The sequence below is a fragment of the Streptomyces sp. NPDC001415 genome (assembly GCF_053597395.1).
In genome coordinates, this window is record NZ_JBSFIE010000013.1 from 64,340 (window position 1) to 81,698 (window position 17,359).

General features: G+C 70.5%; 17 protein-coding genes. 9 read left to right on the forward strand and 8 right to left on the reverse strand.

Translation table 11 applies throughout. The features are described 5' to 3' along the window. The first annotated feature begins 67 nt into the window (after positions 1 to 67). Positions 68 to 364 carry a hypothetical protein gene (locus ACWC2B_RS19395; protein WP_450718079.1) on the forward strand — a complete coding sequence of 99 codons (297 nt, stop codon included), beginning with the start codon at positions 68 to 70 and terminating at the stop codon, positions 362 to 364. Between the two features lie 82 nt (positions 365 to 446). Here ACWC2B_RS19395 and nadE read toward each other — a convergent pair whose 3' ends face one another. Both nadE and ACWC2B_RS19405 read right to left on the reverse strand, forming a co-directional pair. Then, positions 447 to 1,277 carry an ammonia-dependent NAD(+) synthetase gene (gene nadE / locus ACWC2B_RS19400; RefSeq protein ID WP_450718081.1) on the reverse strand — a complete coding sequence of 277 codons (831 nt, stop codon included), beginning with the start codon at positions 1,275 to 1,277 and terminating at the stop codon, positions 447 to 449. Positions 1,278 to 1,400: 123 nt separating this feature from the next. Continuing rightward, on the reverse strand, positions 1,401 to 1,970 hold the full coding sequence (locus ACWC2B_RS19405; protein ID WP_450718083.1) for a PadR family transcriptional regulator: 570 nt from the start codon (positions 1,968 to 1,970) through the stop codon (positions 1,401 to 1,403). 85 nt (positions 1,971 to 2,055) lie between these two features. Between ACWC2B_RS19405 and ACWC2B_RS19410 the strand changes: the two genes are divergently transcribed. The 3 genes from ACWC2B_RS19410 (at position 2,056) to ACWC2B_RS19420 (ending at position 4,223) form a co-directional block, all read left to right on the forward strand. Then, the gene (locus tag ACWC2B_RS19410) at positions 2,056 to 2,493 is read left to right on the forward strand and encodes a nuclear transport factor 2 family protein (protein ID WP_450718085.1); all 438 of its coding nucleotides are present in this window, start codon (positions 2,056 to 2,058) and stop codon (positions 2,491 to 2,493) included. Between the two features lie 228 nt (positions 2,494 to 2,721). Next, positions 2,722 to 3,231: a (2Fe-2S)-binding protein gene (locus ACWC2B_RS19415; protein WP_450718087.1), complete on the forward strand. Its 510-nt coding sequence runs from the start codon at positions 2,722 to 2,724 to the stop codon at positions 3,229 to 3,231. After that, entirely contained in the window at positions 3,228 to 4,223 is a 996-nt protein-coding gene (locus ACWC2B_RS19420) for an FAD binding domain-containing protein (RefSeq protein WP_450718089.1), read from the forward strand. The genes ACWC2B_RS19415 and ACWC2B_RS19420 overlap by 4 nt, the downstream gene beginning before the upstream one ends. 156 nt (positions 4,224 to 4,379) lie before the next feature. Here the strand turns inward: ACWC2B_RS19420 and ACWC2B_RS19425 are convergent, their stop codons facing one another. The 4 genes from ACWC2B_RS19425 to ACWC2B_RS19440 form a co-directional block, all read right to left on the reverse strand. Then, positions 4,380 to 5,456: a hypothetical protein gene (locus ACWC2B_RS19425; RefSeq protein ID WP_450718091.1), complete on the reverse strand. Its 1,077-nt coding sequence runs from the start codon at positions 5,454 to 5,456 to the stop codon at positions 4,380 to 4,382. Positions 5,457 to 5,465: 9 nt separating this feature from the next. Beyond that, entirely contained in the window at positions 5,466 to 7,058 is a 1,593-nt protein-coding gene (locus ACWC2B_RS19430; protein ID WP_450718093.1) for a M48 family metalloprotease, read from the reverse strand. A gap of 140 nt (positions 7,059 to 7,198) precedes the next feature. Further along, a complete protein-coding gene (locus ACWC2B_RS19435; protein ID WP_450718095.1) occupies positions 7,199 to 7,777 on the reverse strand; it encodes a hypothetical protein in 579 nt (192 codons plus the stop codon). Positions 7,778 to 7,850: 73 nt separating this feature from the next. Continuing rightward, a complete protein-coding gene (locus ACWC2B_RS19440) occupies positions 7,851 to 8,066 on the reverse strand; it encodes a hypothetical protein (protein ID WP_450718097.1) in 216 nt (71 codons plus the stop codon). 386 nt (positions 8,067 to 8,452) lie between these two features. Here ACWC2B_RS19440 and ACWC2B_RS19445 point away from each other — a divergent pair, with 386 nt between their 5' ends. The 5 genes from ACWC2B_RS19445 (at position 8,453) to ACWC2B_RS19465 (ending at position 14,991) form a co-directional block, all read left to right on the forward strand. Beyond that, on the forward strand, positions 8,453 to 9,265 hold the full coding sequence (locus tag ACWC2B_RS19445; protein ID WP_450718099.1) for a class I SAM-dependent methyltransferase: 813 nt from the start codon (positions 8,453 to 8,455) through the stop codon (positions 9,263 to 9,265). Positions 9,266 to 9,414: 149 nt separating this feature from the next. Continuing rightward, positions 9,415 to 10,962, forward strand: coding sequence for an MFS transporter (locus tag ACWC2B_RS19450; protein ID WP_450718101.1), 1,548 nt, complete (start codon positions 9,415 to 9,417; stop codon positions 10,960 to 10,962). Positions 10,963 to 11,224: 262 nt separating this feature from the next. Beyond that, positions 11,225 to 12,583: a cytochrome P450 gene (locus tag ACWC2B_RS19455; RefSeq protein WP_450718103.1), complete on the forward strand. Its 1,359-nt coding sequence runs from the start codon at positions 11,225 to 11,227 to the stop codon at positions 12,581 to 12,583. Between the two features lie 238 nt (positions 12,584 to 12,821). Next, positions 12,822 to 14,195 (forward strand): FtsW/RodA/SpoVE family cell cycle protein, encoded by a 1,374-nt coding sequence (locus ACWC2B_RS19460; RefSeq protein ID WP_450718286.1) that lies wholly within the window; start codon positions 12,822 to 12,824, stop codon positions 14,193 to 14,195. Positions 14,196 to 14,328: 133 nt separating this feature from the next. Further along, on the forward strand, positions 14,329 to 14,991 hold the full coding sequence (locus tag ACWC2B_RS19465) for a hypothetical protein (protein WP_450718105.1): 663 nt from the start codon (positions 14,329 to 14,331) through the stop codon (positions 14,989 to 14,991). 36 nt (positions 14,992 to 15,027) lie between these two features. Here the strand turns inward: ACWC2B_RS19465 and ACWC2B_RS19470 are convergent, their stop codons facing one another. Next, positions 15,028 to 16,227 (reverse strand): cytochrome P450 family protein, encoded by a 1,200-nt coding sequence (locus ACWC2B_RS19470; protein ID WP_450718107.1) that lies wholly within the window; start codon positions 16,225 to 16,227, stop codon positions 15,028 to 15,030. Next, positions 16,220 to 17,278 carry a cytochrome P450 gene (locus tag ACWC2B_RS19475; RefSeq protein ID WP_450718109.1) on the reverse strand — a complete coding sequence of 353 codons (1,059 nt, stop codon included), beginning with the start codon at positions 17,276 to 17,278 and terminating at the stop codon, positions 16,220 to 16,222. Before ACWC2B_RS19475 ends, ACWC2B_RS19470 begins: the two co-directional genes overlap by 8 nt. Between the last annotated feature and the right edge of the window lie 81 nt (positions 17,279 to 17,359).

Consider the following 17,359-nt stretch of genomic DNA (forward strand, 5'->3'; position numbering starts at 1 on the left):
CCACGCGGGCCCGCTCGTAGTGTTCCCCGCGATCGCACCCACATCAGGACAAGGGAGTACCGAAGACATGGTCCGAGACGGTGACGCGTTCACCAAGGCCGACGGCCAGGCCCCCGAGCCGGCGACCGTCGGCGCACCCGCCCTCAGCGCGGTCCACACCGTGGCCGAGGAGCAGGGCATCGGCGCAGCGGCGGCGTCCGCCGCCGGGGACGCCATCGCTGCGCCGGCGCCGAGCGCGGCCGAGGAGACGCGCACCGTGCCGTGGCGCGAACTGCCGTGGCTGACCCTGCTCCTGGCCGCCGGCATCGTGGCGGCACTGGCCTTCATCGCCGGCGTACTGGTGGAGAACCACCACCTTCAGTAGGACGCGGCCGGTTGAACCACACCCCTGACGGCCGCCGCCCAAGGGGCCCACTCCTGGAACGAACCAGCGGGCGCGCCGTCGGTCAGGGGGAGATCGGCAGCTGACGCTTGTGGTCGGTGAGGCGGTAGCGGTTGACGATCGTCTCGTAGGCCCGCTCGTCCACCGGCTTGCCCTCCAGGAAGTCGTCGATGTCGTCGTAGGTGACACCGAGCGCGTCCTCGTCGGCCTTGCCCGGGTCGAGGGTCTCCAGGTCGGCGGTCGGGGTCTTCCACACCAGTTCGGCGGGCGCGCCCAGGGCGTCCGCGACGGCGCGCACCCGGCGCTTGGTCAGGCCGGTCAGCGGGACCAGGTCGGCGGCGCCGTCGCCGAACTTCGTGAAGAAGCCGGAGACCGCCTCGGCGGCGTGGTCGGTGCCGACGACCAGGCCGTTGTGGGCCCCGGCCACCGCGTACTGGGCGATCATGCGCTGGCGGGCCTTGATGTTGCCGTGCACGAAGTCCTGGTGGGCCTCGTCGCGGAAGGCGACACCGGCGGTCAGCGAGGCCTGGAGCGCGGCGTCGCTGGCGGGCTTGATGTCCACGGTCAGGACGTGGTCGGCCCGGATGAAGGAGAGCGCCACCTGGGCGTCGTGCTCGTCGGCCTGGACGCCGTAGGGCAGCCGCATCGCGTAGAACCGCGCCTCGTGCCCGGCGGCCCGGGCCCGCTCGACGGCGAGCTGGCACAGCCGGCCCGCCGTGGTGGAGTCGACACCGCCGCTGATGCCGAGGACGAGGGACCGCAGACCGGTGGAAGTCAGCCGCTCGGCGAGGAAGGCAACCCGGCGCTCGATCTCCCGCTCGGCCTCGAAGATCTCGGCGACCTCCAGCTCCCGGGCTATCTCCTGCTGCAGGGCGATGGACGCCGGCTCGCTCACGTCTGCTCCTTGTTCCGGTTCACGCTGGTCATGGGGTGATGTCGCACCCACCCTAACCAAGCCGGCCGTCGGCCGGTCAGGCGCGGGGATCACCTTGCCGCCGGCCCCCGCGTGCGTACGTACTCACCGCTCGGCCTTGATCGTCAGCCGCCTGTTCAGGACGGCCGCGATCCGCCGGCACCAGTCGCGGTGCTCCTCCTCGAAGGCCAGACCGCGCAGGCACGTCAGATACGGGCCGATGCGCTCGCCGTGCAGCAGGAACGCGTCCTCGTCCGCCTCGCCCCTCAACTGCCGTAGCAGCGCGCCGAGCAGCTCGATCTTGGCGTCGGCGGCCGAGGCCCGCTCTTCGAGCTGCTCGATCACCGATGCGGTGCCGACGCGGTCGGCGGTCTGGACCTTGACGAGCAGGTCGTCGCGGATGAAGGAGGGCTTCGAGGGGGCTGCGGCGAACCTCTCCAGCTCGGCGCGGCCCGCGTCGGTGACCCGGAACAGGCGCTTGTTGGGCCGGGTCTCCTGGACCACCTGGCGCCCCGCGACGAGACCGTCCTTCTCCAGCTTGGCGAGCTCGGCGTACAGCTGCTGGGGCAGGGCGTGCCAGAAGTTCGCGACGCCGATGTCGAACGCCTTGGCCAGCTGGTAGCCGCTGTACTCGCCGTCCAGCAGCGCCGCGAGCACGGCATGTCGCAAGGCCATCGAAGTGCCCCTTCCCTTTCCTCACCGGTCGCTGCATCATACTCAAGAAACTGACTAGTCACTTTGTTGAGTATCAGGAGGGGTCATGGAGACGCAGACCGCCGAACGCTTCCGCACCGCCGTGGAGAAGCGCGATCTCACGGCGCTGGACGACCTGTTCACCGAGGACGTCCGGCTCTACAGCCCGGTGAAGTTCGCCCCCTTCGAGGGCAGGGCGATGGTGCTCGGGCTCTTCGGGGTCCTGGTGCGCACCTTCGAGGACCTGCGCTACATCGGGCACTTCGAGGGCACGGCCGAGACCAGTGCCGACGGCGAACAGGCCCCTTCGGTGATCCTGCCGTTCCGGGCCACCGTGGACGGCAGGCAGATCCACGGCATCGACCTGCTCCAGTTCGACGAGGAGGGCCGGATCAAGGAGTTCACCGTGATGGTCCGTCCCCAGTCCGCCGTGCACACCCTGGGCCAGGCGGTCCTGGCCGGTCTGGTCGCCGACGGCCTCGTGCCTGCGCCCGCCGAGCGATAGAAGGGCCGGCGCCCCCTCCCGCAAGAGGGCCCGCTCCCCTGATGGACCACCCGTGCGCCGGTCGTGGAGATGCCATGGCAGGTGAGCTGTACGAGGGTGGGTACGCGGTCAGGCTGCTGGCCGTCCGGACCGAGGAGCGCGTGAACGATGGAAGCACTGCACGGCAGAAGTGAAGGCGGACCGGGGCCTCGCGCCCGGGGCGCCCGCCCGGGCGCGACCGAATCACGTGTGACCCTGCGGGTCAACGACGCCACGCACAAGGTCGAACTGGAGCACTGCAGCACCCTTCTGGAGGTTCTGCGCGACAGGCTGGGCCTGACGGGCTCGAAGAAGAGGTGTGACGACGGCCGGTGTGGGGCCTGCACGGTGCTGCTCGACGGGCGCCGGGTCGTCAGCTGTCTCCTCCTCGCCGTGGCACAGGAGGGCCGCGAGGTCGTCACCGTGGAGGGACTCGCGGCCACGTCGGGCGCACACGACAGCCTCCACCCGCTGCGGCGGCCCTCCGCCGAGCGGGATGCGTTCCAGTGCGGCCACTGCGCACCGGACCACCACTGTTCACCCGGAGGCACGCGGGCCGGGCAGCCGGAGGAACCCTCCGTCGTCACCGACATGGAGCTGCCGGCGAACGTCCCGGTGCTGTTGACCGCCGCCGAGGTCCAGGAGCAGCTGAGCGGCAATCTGTGCCGCTGCGGCGCCTATCCCAGCATGGCCGGAGCCGTACAGGATGTGATCACGTGAAGCCGGTCTCCTATGTCTGCGCACAGAACGTGGCGGAGGCGGCCGCCGCCCACGGTGGCCGTCCGGAGGCCCGCTATCTGGGCGGTGGCACCAACCTCATCGATCTGATGAAGCAGGGCGTCGAGCGGCCCGACATCCTGGTCGACATCACCCGGCTGCCCTTCGACCGGATCGAGGAGCAGGAGGACGGTTCGGTGCGGGTCGGGGCGACCGTACGCAACAGTGATCTCGCCACCCATCCGGCCGTCCTTGAGCGGTATCCGGTCCTGTCGCAGGCGGTGCTCAGCGGGGCTTCGGGGCCATTGCGCAACATGGCGACCACGGCGGGGAATCTCCTTCAGCGCACTCGGTGCGGCTATTTCCAGGACCTGTCGAGGCCCTGCAACAAGAGGGTGCCGGGGAGCGGGTGCGGTGCGCTGGACGGCGTCAACCGTGATCACGCCGTCTTCGGACACTCGCCGCACTGCGTGGCGACCCACCCGTCCGACCTGGCCGTGGCGCTCGCGGCGCTCGACGCGCTGGTCGAGTTGGTGGGCCCCGCGGGGGTACGGACCGTGCCGGCGACCGACTTCCACCGGCTACCGCAGGACCGGCCCGACCAGGACACCGTGATCCGGCCGGGTGAGCTCATCACTAGCGTGCTGCTACCGCCCCTGCCCAGGGGTGCCGCCTCCCGCTACCGCAAGGCGCGGGACCGGGCGTCGGACACGTTCATGCTGGCCTCGGTCGCGGCCGTGGTGCGCCTGGAGCACGGGGTGGTGCGGCACATCGCCGTCGCTTTCGGCGGCCTGGCCCACCGGCCGTGGCGGGCCCGGCAGACGGAGGCCGCGCTGCTCGGGACCAAGCCCACGGCCGAGGCTGTCGAGCAGGCGGTGGAGGCGGAGCTGGTCACAGCGGTCCCGCTGCGGCACAACGCGTACAAGGTGGAGCTCGCCCGGGGTCTGGCCCGGGAGGTGCTGGGGTCGATGGCCGTCGGGCGTCGTAGGCCCTGAGTCCTTCAGACACAGGCTCTTACGCGGTCTGCGCCCTGCGCCACTCCACTTCGGCGTCGCTCATCGGGGCCGTGATGCAGTACACGTCGCCGACGCGCAGGTCGTCCGGTCCGTCCCGCATCCCACGGGCAGCTCCCCACCCCGTGGGCGTGAGGGTCACACCTGTGTCGGGACACTCCGGAACGCTTCGTCGCGTACCTCGATGTAGCGGTTCCCGCCCAAGTATGACCAGGGAAAGGAGCCCGCCCAGCCGTCGACGGCCCGGAAATGTTCGAGCGCTTCAGCGGTGCGCCCCTGGAGCGGCAGGAAATAGGCGAGCACGTGGCGTGCGGCCACGAGGTGGGGGTGATCCGCGGACGCGGCTGCCGTGTCGTCCACCAGAGCCTGGACCCGAGCCTCGATCTCCGGCTCCCGGAACAGCCCCCTGCCGCCTTGGTGTTCGTACCAACTGACGACCGGCAGCACCCGGAGCAGGCTCCCCGCGGTTGCGGATGCGGCGGCCGACGTGGCGAACTCTTCGGCAAGCTCCTGCGACCCGCGCCATTTCGCGCACCAGTACTGGAGCGCGGCGAAGTGCGCGTCGTAGTGGTGCGGGGCACGTGAGACGACTTCCGCCCACAGGGAGCGGAAGTCCTCGTGCTCGTACATCAGGCCGCGGGCGACCGGCAATTCGGCGATGTAAGGGCTGGGGTCGGTGGGGTCGGCGAGCGTGGCGGCCTCCGCGCAGGCTTCCCTGGCCTCACGCAGAACCCGGTGGAAACCCTCGAATTGTTCGCGGGTGGTGCGGTCCCCCCTCGCATCGCCCCTGATCAACCAGGCCAGTCGGACCAAGGCGTGCGCGTGGACCAGTGCCGCGTCCGCGTCGCGCGGCTTGTGCGCCCGCCAGGCCAGGAGCCATCCGTCGTCCTGTGCGGCGTGCGCCCCGAGCGCTTTCGCCCGCATCGCGCGAAGCTCCCAGTCCTGCCCGGTGCGGGTGAGCAGGTCGGCCGCCTCCTGCCACGAGCCCGCGTCGGCCGCGCGCAGGGCGTCCTCGGCATCGGGGTCGGGCCCGGCCCAGTCGGTACGCAGATCGCGAGGCGCGACCAGGCCGGGCTCGGGAAGCGCGTACGGAGCCGGCGGGGGCGGTGCGAGGTCGACCCGGCTCAGCTTCCATTTGAACCAGCACCACCCGACGACGCTCAGGGCGGCACCGCCGACGAGGAGCAGGACGGCCGCCGCGTGAGAGTTGTTCATGTACGGATCTCAGTTCTTCGCGGAAGCGGGAGCGGAGGCCGGGGCTTCGGAGGCCGGGGCTTCGGGCGCAGGGCCGGAGGTGAGCAGTGCTCGCAGCGGCGCCGTGTCGGGCAGGTCGGCGACGGCCGAGTCGAGGGCCGGGCCGATCGCCTCGGCGAGATCCTCGGGAAGCGGCTGCCTGGGCATGTCCGACCAGGACAGCTCCCATCGGCCCCGCCCGGTGTCCGCGAGTTCGAGGCGTACGAGGGCGGCAAGGCCGTCGCGTACCGCGGGACGGGCGAACTCGCGGGCCGCCCGGCCGGTGGCCCGCGCGGCCTCGGCGCTCTTGGGGAGGCGGTCGGCGAGCGTGGTCCACAGGTGCCCCGCGTCGATCGCGTCGAGCACTCCGGGCAGGTCCGCGGTCATGCCTTCGGCGGCCGCCGCGCGCCGCAGCGGCTCCGTCGCCTGCTCGCAGGCCGTGCGCGCGGCGGTGTGCACGAGTTCTTCCCACTCCAGGTGCCGCATGGCCGCCGACTCCTCGACGAGCGTGGCGGGTTCCAGTGCGGCGAGTACGGCAGCCGGATCGCGCAGCAGGGTCAGCGCCCCCGGCGCATCGGGGTCGTCCCGGATTCCGTCCTCGGGCAGCGCCTCGATCCGCCGGACGCGTTCGGCGATGGGCGGATGGGAGTCGTAGAGGGAGTGCTCCTCCTCGGGCAACTCGGCCCGCAGTTCGGCGAGTTCATGCTCGCGGCCCGGGTCGGCGAGCAGGTGGCGGAAGCCGCCGTAGAACTCTCCGACCGGCGGCAGCAGCGCCGCGTCCCAGCCCACGCACGCGTAGCGCTCGACGTAGAACCCGAAGGCCGAGTGCAGCACCGGGATCTCGCGCAGCGCGCCGGCCGTCGTGTCGCGGCCTGCGGTGCGGGCCGCCGCGAGGTCGGCGGCGATCTCCTGGCGGCGGGCGACGGACTGCGAGACCCGCATGTAGAGCTTGGCGTAGCCGAAGTACACCCTGGCCATGAAGGCCTGCGAGGCGCTGCCGCCCTCGGCTCCCTTGCGCAGCGCCTCGATGGTGCGCAGCACGGCGTCCCGGCCGCGCATGGTGAGTCCGGCGAGGCGGGTGTCCCGGTTGCTGTAGTGCCCCAGCTCGTGGGCCAGTACGGCCCGGAGTCTGGGGCGGGTCAGCCCGACGAGCAGCGGTACGCCGATGTACATGCGGCGCCGCCCGGGGATGAGCCCGAGCATCCAGGTGCGCTCGGCGACGGCCGCGTTCACGTCACCGGTGAGGACGACGCGGTGCGGCGGCCGGGTGCCGGTCCGCTCGGCCAACTCCCGTATTTCCGCCCAGAGTTCAGGTTGCTCCTGCTCGGCGACCACGAGTCCCGACTCGGTCTTCCTGCCGCGTCCGCCCACGCGCAGGGCGAACATCCCTCGCACGATCGGGATGGTCAGGGCCAGCGAGAACACCAGCAGCTTCACCAGCGCCCAGGCGGCGTGGCCGCCTTCGAAGACCCCGGTCACCACCAGGACGTCGATGCCGATGAGCAGCGCGAGTACGGCGCCGCTGATCAGATAGAACCCGGCGAGGAGTGCCAGGGCGCGCAGAGCACGCAGAGTCGGAGCCATGAGAAAAGTCCCCCCACAGGACAAAACGAAGAGCAGCCGGCCCCGGACGTGAGCCGTCAGGCGCCGCATCGGCCGGGTGTTACGGGCCGAGGAGCGGATCCTAAGGCACCTCCGGGGGCGGTGACCAGCCCTTTCGGGCGTCAGTGGCCGCCTCTGGGCTGGTCGCAGCCGAAGTGGTCGGGGTAGCCGCCGAAGGCGTCCGCCTTGGTGTCGCGGCTGCTCATCGTGCCCTCCAGGCACATGGGTGAAGCGTCGATGAGGAAGCCGACCCCGGTGGGGCCGTCCTGATATGACCTCACCTTGCCGGTGGCGTAACCGAGGTGGGTGAGGGCGTTGCGGGTGCTCGCCGGGTCGAAGTCGCCGCGCTTGCGCAGCGGTTCGAGTGCGTGCCGGATGCGTGCGACGGCCGCGAGCCCGTCGCACCGCTTCTGGCCGTGCAGCGGGATGGGCTCCATGAAGCCGTGGTTCTCGGCGTAGTGGTCGCCGGGCTGGACGGACGGGCCCGAAGCGCCTGGAGCCTTGGGCTGCGCGTGGGTGGGGCTCTCGCCGGGACACGGAAGGTCCACCGGCGTGCTGGGCGTCGCCGCCGCACTCGCGCTCCGTGAGGGCGTGCCCGGCCCCGCGGCCTCCCCCGCCCGCTGCGTCCCGCACCCCGCCGCGAGGATGCCGAGCACCGCCATCGGCAGCATGCCGAACCGGACTGCCCTTGCCTTGATCATCGCCGTCCCCCGATCCTCCCCCGCGCCACGGCAGGGGACATGAGTCTTGCCCGAGAAAGTCGAGCCGCGCTGGTCAGCGCCGGTGCTGGTCCGTCATGGTCGGTGGTGCGTTGTGCACCGAGAACGTGCCGAAGGAGACCCGGTCGCTATGTGCCTGGATCCGGCTCCGCTGCTCGATGAGGAGGCCCTCCGCGTTCTCGGTACGGGACTTCGCGCGCCGCAGCAGAGTCACGGTCAGGAGGACTGCCGCCCCGGCGAGCAGGCCGAGGAATACATAGGCGGTGACCACAGGTGTTCGTCCCTCCGTTGGCCACGGCAGCGGAGTGCGTGCTGGTGCCCGTGGTGTTCGCATGGTGAGCGGGAGCCGCATGACGGTGTGTCGCCCCGACTCCGCCGGATCCTATGCGAGCACCCCGGTCATCCACCATTGATCCACCATTGATCAGCACCACGCCGCAGCGGCAACCGGCCGACGGACCAGCAGGGTTCTTACCTGGCCCGATCAACCGCCGGTTCCGCCCACCACGTTCCGGCAGTCTGCCGGCGTCGGCTCCCAGAGCGGCGGGCACCCCAGGGGTGAACAAGACCCAGCAGGTCCTGGCCGCGGCCGGAGTGGTGCGTAGGGTGCCTGGATGGCGCCCGCAGGGGGCGCGAGGTCGGAGAGGGGCGGAAGCGGTGGAGTCGACGGCTTTCGATGCGAGCGAGCGGCGGATCTGGGCGGGGCGGGCCGAGGCGTACGCGGACAGCTTCGGCAAGTTGTGTGCCCACCCGGTACCTCAGCTGCTCGACGCGGCTCGGGTCAGGGCCGGGGTGCGGGTGCTTGATGTGGGGACGGGGACGGGCACCGTCGCCGCGGCCGCCTGCGCGCGGGGCGCGAGGGTGACGGGCGTCGACGCGGAGATCAGCATGGTGGAACTTGCCGCCGCGGCCGTACCCTCGGCGGAGCTGCATCTGGCCGCACTGCCCCAACTCCCTTTCTCCGACGGCATGTTCGACGCGGTGACGGGCAACTTCGTCCTCAACCACGTGGGCCGGCCCAGGGCCGCGCTGGCCGAACTCCGTCGTGTGGTGCGCCCGGGCGGGTGGATCGCGGTGACGATCTGGGCCGTACCCACCGCGCCCGGGCAGGCCCTGCTCGGCCGGGCCGTCCAGGCCGCGGGCGCGGTCCGGCCGTCCCACATCCCGGCGCTCGCCGCCGAGGACGACTTCCCCCGCACCGAGACCGGACTGGCCGAGCTCCTCACATCCGTAGGACTCAAAGAGGTGGCGTGCGAGTCGATCCAGTGGGACCACCACACAGATGCCGAGGAATGGTGGAGTGGGGCGGCCGATGGTGTGAGCGCCATCGGGCAGACCGTGGCGAGCCAGCCGGATCACACCCGAGCGGAGATCAAGCGCCACTTCGACCTCCTCTGCACCGAATTCGCCGGACCCGCGGGACACCTGGTCCTCCCCCACACCGCCCTCCTGGCCCGCGCCCGCCGCTGACGAAGACCGAGCGGCTCCAGGGCTCACCGCTCCGGCGAGCCGCTCGCAGCGCCGGGGCCTTGATCGACTGGCCGCTTGCCATACCCGGGCATAAGGTCGATTAGTGGACGTCAGCGTCCACGGTCCCTCTCGCGAGGGCAAGGTCCGCCATGACGAGTTCGCAGCCGACACCCACGACCGAGACCGCAGCCCCCGGCGAGCGAGGCGGCGGTAAGGGGATCGCGCTCCTGGTCATCGCCTCCTGTCAGCTGATGGTGGTGCTCGACATCACCATCGTGAACATCGCCCTTCCGCACATCCAGAGCGCTCTGCACTTCTCGACCACCGGCCTCGCCTGGGTGGTCAGCGCCTATACGCTCGCCTTCGGCGGGCTGCTCCTGCTCGGCGGGCGCACCGGTGACATCCTCGGCAGGCGCAGGGTCTTCATGTGCGGCGTGCTGCTCTTCGCGATCGCCTCCCTGCTCGGCGGACTGTCGCAGAACTCCGGCCAGTTGCTCGCGGCGCGCGCGGTCCAGGGCGTCGGCGGCGCCATCGCCTCGCCGACCGCGCTCGCGCTGATCACGACCACGTTCACCGAGGGTCCGGAGCGCAACAGGGCGTTCGGTGTCTTCGCGGCGGTGTCCGCGGGCGGCGGCGCGATCGGCCTGCTCGCGGGCGGCATCCTCGTCGAATGGCTCGACTGGCGCTGGGTCTTGTTCGTCAACGTCCCGATCGCCGCGTTGATCCTGCTGGCCACCCCGCGGCACATCAAGGAGTCCGAACGTCATTCCGGCCACTTCGACCTGGCCGGAGCCCTGACCTCCACCCTCGGTATGGTCGCGCTGGTCTACGGCTTCATCCGGGCCGCCCAGGAGGGCTGGCGCGACCCGTTCACGCTGGGGTCGTTCGGTGCCGCGGTGGTGCTGCTCTTCGCCTTCGTCTTGGTGGAGCGGCGCTCGCAGCAGCCGATCACCCCGCTGCACATGTTCACCGACCGCAACCGTGCGGGCACGTACGGCATCATGCTGAGCCTCGCTGCCGCGATCTTCGGCATGTTCTTCTTCCTCACCCTGTTCGTGCAGAACGTGCTCGGTTTCACCCCGCTCCGGGCCGGTCTCGCCTTCCTGCCCATCAGCGCGATCATCGCGGTGGGTGCGGGCATCGCCTCCCAACTGCTGCCGAAGTACGGCCCCAAGCCCTTCATGGTGACGGGCGCGATTCTGGCCGCGGCCGGATTGTCCTGGCTCACGCAGACGGACATCCACTCCACCTATCCGGGCAGCATCCTCGGCCCGCTCCTCGTCTTCGGCCTGGGAATGGGCTTCAACTTCGTGTCCCTGACGCTCATGGCCGTCTCCGGTGTTCCGCCGCACGAGGCGGGCGCGGCCTCCGGCATGCTCAACGCCACGCAGCAGGTGGGCGGCTCGCTGGGCCTGTCCATCCTGGTCACGGTGTTCGGCACGGCCAGCCGGAACGAGGCGACCGACCAGGTTGCCAAGTTCCTGCGCCAGGCCGATCCGGCGCAGCGCCTGATGTTCCAGCGCACGGGCCGGCTGCCGCGCCCGTGGAGCGACCAGGTGCTCACCTCCGGGGTGTCCACGGCCTTCATCGTGGCCGCGATCTTCGCGGTGGTGGCCGCGCTGATCGCCCTCCTGGCCATTCAGGTACGCCCGTCGGACCTCGCAAACCTTCAGGGCGCGAGGCCAACCGGTCCATGACGAGACCCATCGGCCCATGAGGTGTCCCGCGACCTCCAACTCCTCTTCTTGAAGCGGGACTTCACGGCACAACACAGCCACTGACCACAACCAGCACAGTCCACACCCAGCACAGGGGCACAACACAGCGCCGGGGAGCGCGGCGGTGCGCCCTCCGTGCTGCTTCGCGCCGGGTTCCGCGCCGCGTGGGTGGGGAGGACAGTCGGGATCCGGGGACGACCCGAGCCCCGCGTCAGCCGACTCCTTCCGGAGGTGCCCCACCGTGAGCACGACGATTCCCTCGCGTACGGGAAAGGCTCCGGGCGGGTGGCCGTTACTCGGCCACGCATGGCAACTGCACTCGCGCCCCCTGGAGTTCCTGTCCTCGCTCCCCTCCCACGGGGACCTCGTACGCATCGGGATGGGCCCTTGGCCGGCGTACGTCGTCTGCGAGCCGGACGCGGCACACCGCATGCTCACCGACTCCCGCACCTTCGACAAGGGCGGCCCCTTCTTCGACAAGGCGCGCGTACTGTTCGGCAGCAGTCTGCCCATGGCGGGCTGGCAGGAGCACCGATGGCAGCGCCGTCAGATGCAGCCCGCCTTCCACGCCGAGCGGATCGAGAAGTACGCCCGGGTGATGGGCGAGGAGGTCGACCGCATGACCTCCCGTTGGCGGACCGGCACGCGCCTGGACGTCACCGACCAGCTGACCACCCTGACCCTGCGCATCGTCACCCGCAGCGTGCTCGGCGCCGAGGCACAGGACGAGGCCGTCGCCGAGGTACAGGAGAGTCTGCACACCGTGATCGACGGCATCTACCAGCGGGTGATGCTGCCGCTCGGCCCGCTCTACCGGCTGCCCACCCCCGCCAACCGCCGCTACCGCCGCGCCTGCGACCGGCTGCACCGCGCCATCGACGGCATCATCGCCGAGCGTCGGGCATCCCCGGGCGGCGACGACCTGGTCTCCATGCTGCTGGCCGCGCGCAACGACGACACCGGCGAGCCGATGACCGACGTGGACATCCGTGACCAGCTCATGGTGATGATCGGCGCCGGGTTCGAAACCACCGCCAACAGCCTGGCGTTCGCCCTGTGGCTGCTCAGCCGGCATCCCGAGGCCGAAGCGCAGGTACACGCCGAGGTCGACCGGACGCTGGCCGGGCGCACCGCCACCACGGAGGATCTCGACGGCCTGGCCTACACCCGGCGCGTCATCAACGAGGTCCTGCGCATGTACCCGGCGGGCTGGTTCTTCACCCGGGTCACCACCACCGACACCACGCTCGCCGGACGCCACCTCCCCAAGGGCACGGCCCTCCTCTACAGCGCCTATCTCCTCCAACACCGTCCCGAGCTGTTTCCCAACCCCGACCGTTTCGACCCCGACCGCTGGATCGGCCAGAGCACCGAGTCCCTGCCCCGGGGATCCTTCGTCTCCTTCGGCGGCGGCAACCGCAAATGCATCGGCGACCAGTTCGCCCTCATCGAGATGACCCTGGCCCTGGCCACGGTCTGCGCCCGGTGGAGCCTGCGCCCCGACCCCGGCAGCACCATGACCATCCAGGTCCGCGGCACCCTCGGCCCCGGCCGCCTGACCATGACCTGCCAAGCCCGGGGCAAGTCCGAGGAAGGCTGACCTTCCACAACCGAACCGCCCCGCCCTGTCTGCCTGCCTGCCTGCCTGCCTGCCTGCCGCGAACCGGAATCGGAACCACCGCCAGTCCCTCGCCGTCCTTCAGCGCGTGATCGTCGCGAGCAGCGGCGGCCCGAGGCTCCCGGACCTGCGGCTCTCCGGGTTGGAGGTTGTGCGCGTGCGGGGACCTACGAACGCGGCCCGGTTGCGGCTCGGCGCGTCCGAAGACGCTTTCCACACGATGTCGATCGCGGCGCTGGCACAGGCGCCGAACAGGCGGCGTACCGAAGCATGGCTGCTGGGTTTCGTCGTCGTGATCACCCTCGGCGGCTACGCCTGCACAGGCCTGTCGATGCAGGGCCGGCTGCCCGCCGGGTTCACCGAATTCGCCATCGCCGTCTTCCTGCTCGCGCTGGTCCCGCACCTGGCTGTACGGCGCTGGGCGGCGCGGGCCGATCCGCTGCTCCTGCCGCTCGCCCTGCTGCTCACGGGCCTCGGCCTGATCCTCCTGCACCGCCTGGACATCACGTACGCGGCCAAGCCCCAACTGAAGATCGCCCAGGCGGGCAGCGGGCAGTTGATGTGGACGGTCATCGGCGTTGCCGTCTGTGTCGGCCTGCTGATCGTCCTGCGTGATCACCGCCGCCTCCAGCGGTACCTCTACCTGATGATGGCTGTCGCCCTGGTGCTCCTGATGGCCCCCGCGTTCTCCAGCGCCGACCAGTTCGGCGCCAAGCGCTGGATCATGATGGGGCCGCTGTCCGTGCAGCCCGGCGAGTTCGTGAAGATCATGATCGCGGTGTTCTTCGCGGGCTACCTCACCGTCAACCGCGATGCGCTGGCCCTTTCCGGCCGCCGCTTCCTGGGCCTGCGGCTGCCGCCCGGCCGCCAACTCGGCCCGATCGTCACGATCTGGGTGCTCAGCCTCCTGGTGCTGGTCTTCGAGCGCGACCTCGGTACGTCCCTGATCTTCTTCGGCCTCTTCGTGATCATGCTGTACATGGCCACGGAGCGGACCAGTTGGGTGGTGTGCGGTCTGCTGATGGCCGTGGTCGGCGCGGCGGTGGTCGGTTCGCTGGAGCCACACGTACACGGCCGGGTCGAGGCATGGCTGAACCCGATGGCCGCCTTCACCCCGGCGGGCAAGAAGGCCGGCATCTCCGAGCAGTTGGGCCAGGCCCTCTTCAGCTTCGGCAGCGGCGGCATCACCGGGACCGGGCTTGGCCAGGGCCACCCGGAACTCATCCGCTTCGCCGGCAACAGCGACTTCATCCTGACCACCGTCGGCGAAGAGCTGGGCCTGGCCGGGGTGATGGCCGTCCTGCTCCTCTACGGTCTGCTCGCCCAGCGCGGCCTCCACATCGGGCTATTGGCCCGCGACCCGTTCGGCAAGCTGCTCGCCACCGGCATGGCCAGCGCCCTGGTGCTCCAGGTGTTCGTGGTGACGGGTGGCGTCATGGGGCTGATCCCGCTCACCGGCAAGGCGCTGCCGTTCCTCGCGAAGGGCGGCTCATCCATGGTGGCCAACTGGCTGATGGTGGGCCTGCTGATCCGCATCAGCGACAGCGCGCAGCGCCGCCTGGAGCCGACTTCGGGACAGCTCACGTCACCTTGATCCCGGCGGTGCGGGGCGCTCACCCCGCCTTCGATCCGGCCGGTGCGGGGCAGCCGACTCGGAACCGTGAGGTGTTCATGCCGCGTCCACACCTGTGGTCACGTCACTCGTCATTCCCAGGAGGGGAAACACCATGGTCGACCCGGGCAGCACGTTCCCGCCCAACCAGCGCCGCAGGCAAGGGGGATGTCTCCCTGCCCTGGTGGTCCTCGCGGTGATCCTGGGCCTCGGCTACGGTGCGTCCAAGCTGTTCGGGGACGACAGCAAGAAGTCGTCCTCCTCGTCATCGTCATCCTCGTCCGGCTCCCATGACAGCGGGGAGTGGAAGGTGGGTGACTGCGGAGGCCCCGACCCCGATGACAAGCCGAACGGCTACAAGGCGTTCGGCTGCGGCGATTCGGGCGCGACCTTCAAGGCCCTCGACATCCAGGCCGCCAGTTTCATGCCCGACTCCATCCAGTGCCCGGCCGGTACGGACCTCATCATTCAGGTGAGTGTCAGTTACGGCTCTTCGAAGAGCAAGGGCGGCGGCATCCCCAGCAAGACGGTGTGCGGGCGCAACCTCTCCGCCGACCATCCTGGCGATGCCGGCGCCGGTGGCGGCCAGTTGGTCAAGGGCGACTGCGTCACGTCGACGGCGAAGGAGGTCCCGTGCGCCTCCGGGGGTTCGGACGCGTACAAGGTGCTCGCCCTCACCAAGGAGACGTCGCAGTGCCCGTCGGGCACCACTGAGCCGATGCGGCTGACGATGGCCATCGGCCGGCCCTACGACGTGATCTGCGCGGCCAAGCAGTAGCAGTCGATCAGTAGCCGTCCGGCCGGGTGACCGCGCCTACTTCAGCCGCAGGGGTACGGAGAGGAGTCCGCGGTGGCGGGGGTTGGCCTGCCACCGCGCCTCGTGGTCCTCGCTCAGGCGCAGGTCGGGGTGGCGGGTGAGCAGTTGGGTGAAGGCGATCTCGGCCTGCAGGCGGGCGAGCGGGGCGCCCAGGCAGTGGTGGATTCCGTGGCCGAACGCGATGTGCTTGGCGGCGTCCGCACGGCTGATGTCGAACCGGTCGGGGTCGGCGAACACGCTTGGATCGCGATTGGCGCCGAGCAGCGATATCTGCACGAACTCACCTTCGTCCACGGTCACTCCCCCGGCCGTGACCGGCTCGGTGGTGTAGCGGAACGAGGCGAGCCCCGAAGGGGATTCGTACCGCAGGATCTCCTCGACGGCGCCCGGGATGAGCGTCAAGTCGGCCTGGAGCACGGTGAGTTGGTCGGGATGGGCCAGCAGGGTGTGGATGCCGTTGGCGATCAGGTTGACCGTGGTCTGGTGGCCGGCGACGACCAGGAGGAAGGCCATCGAGGTGACCTCGTCCTCGGTCAGCGCGTCCTCGCCCTCCTCGCGGGCCTGGAGCAGCGCGGACAGCAGCCCGTCGTCGGGGTGTTCGCGTTTGAGGGCGATGAGCGCCCGCAGGTAGGCGAGCATCGATTCGGCGGTGAACACCGACACCTCGCCGTCGCCCTGGCCCCCGTCGAGGGTGTTGCCGCGCACCTGGAGGGTCTCGTGGTCGGCGTCGGAGGCGCCGAAGAGATCGAAGACGACGGCCACCGGCAGCGGAAGCGCGAACTCGCTGATCAGCTCGACCTCGTCCCGCCCTTCCCACGCGTCGATCAGTGCGGTGACATGGGCTTCGATCATGGGGCGCAGAGCCGCGGTGCGACGGGCGGTGAACGCCTTCTGTACGAGTTTGCGCAGGCGGGTGTGGTCCGGCGGGTCCGAGTTGAGCATGTGGGTGAACAGGCCGCTGCCCGGGCCCTGGGTGAGTCCGATGTGGCGGCCGAACCTCTCCACCGCCCCGTCCTTGGAGAGCCTCCGGTCGGCGAGCAGCGACTTCGCCTCGGCGTAGGAGGTGACGACCCATCCCTCGACCGGGGTCGGCCCCGGATAGCGGGCGTGGCGCACACCGCCTTCTTCGCGCCATCGCCGGTAGGTGGCGTGGGCGTGCTCGAAGAACGACGGATCGAGAATCTCGATGTCAGACATGGCGCACCTTGCTCCGGTGACCGACGTGCACGGTCTTCACACCGAGGAGTCCCACCAGCGGTACGTCGGCGGACCGCTGGCCCGGGGCGACGACGAGGCCGGTGCGGCGGATGTGGTCGAGGAGGAGTTCGGCGAGTGGCATGACCATGTGCCGCCCCCAGCACCGTTCGGATACGTGCCCGAACGGCATGTATCCGGGCGTGTTGTCCGGGTCGAGGCCCTCCCACCGCTCCGGCCGGAACTCGTTCGGCGCCTCCCACAGGGCGGGGTCGCGGTGGGTGAGGAGCGGCAGCATCAGGAGGTCGTCGTCGTGCCCGATGCGCTCGTCGACGGCCGGGTATTCGGGCGACCGGTTGCGCAGCAGGTTCCACGACGGAGGGAGCAGGCGCATCGCCTCGTACAGGATGTCGCGGTTGGAGACGTCGTCGCCGAAGGGCGAGCCGAGCCAGAGGGCGTTCGCGACGAGGGTGGAGACGGTGAAGCAGACCGGGGCGGCCGCGCGTCGGTAGATGCCCATCGCGTAACGCCGGTCGTGGTAGCCCCGCGCCTCGGCGAACAGGTTGGCCAGATGGGTCAGTCGGGGGCCGGGCGCGGGTCGCCGGGGCAGGGCGGCGCCCGCGACGATGGTGGTCCAGGTGAGTCTGGGGTCGATCTCCAGGGTGCGGGACATGAGGATCCGCAGCCGGTAGGGGTCGTCGCGCAGGACGAGGTCGCTCAGGAACCGGTGCCCGGTGATCGGCCAGGGCCCGGAGAGGTCCGTCCACTCCGGCAGCGGATTCGGCTGCTCAAGCGCGGCGCGTACGTCCTTGCCGACCGTACGCATCACCGACGAGGCCTCCGCCTTGGAGATGGACCGGCCGTGCAGGGGCTTGAAGGTGGGACGTTCGGTCTCCGTCGCCCGCCGTGCGGCCAGGATGCGGTCGGAGAGTTCCGCCCCGGCGATGCCGATGGTGTCGGGTTCGAGGCGTACGAGATCCTTGCCGAGGTGCTCGTCCAGCAAAGCCTGCAGGCGCGGGGCGAATACCGTGGTGCGGCGGCTCGGGCGGGTCATGACGGATGGCATGGGAAGAGCTCCGGAAATGAAATGCGGAGGGCCCGCACACGATGCTGACCGAAATTCAGTCGGCCTGCG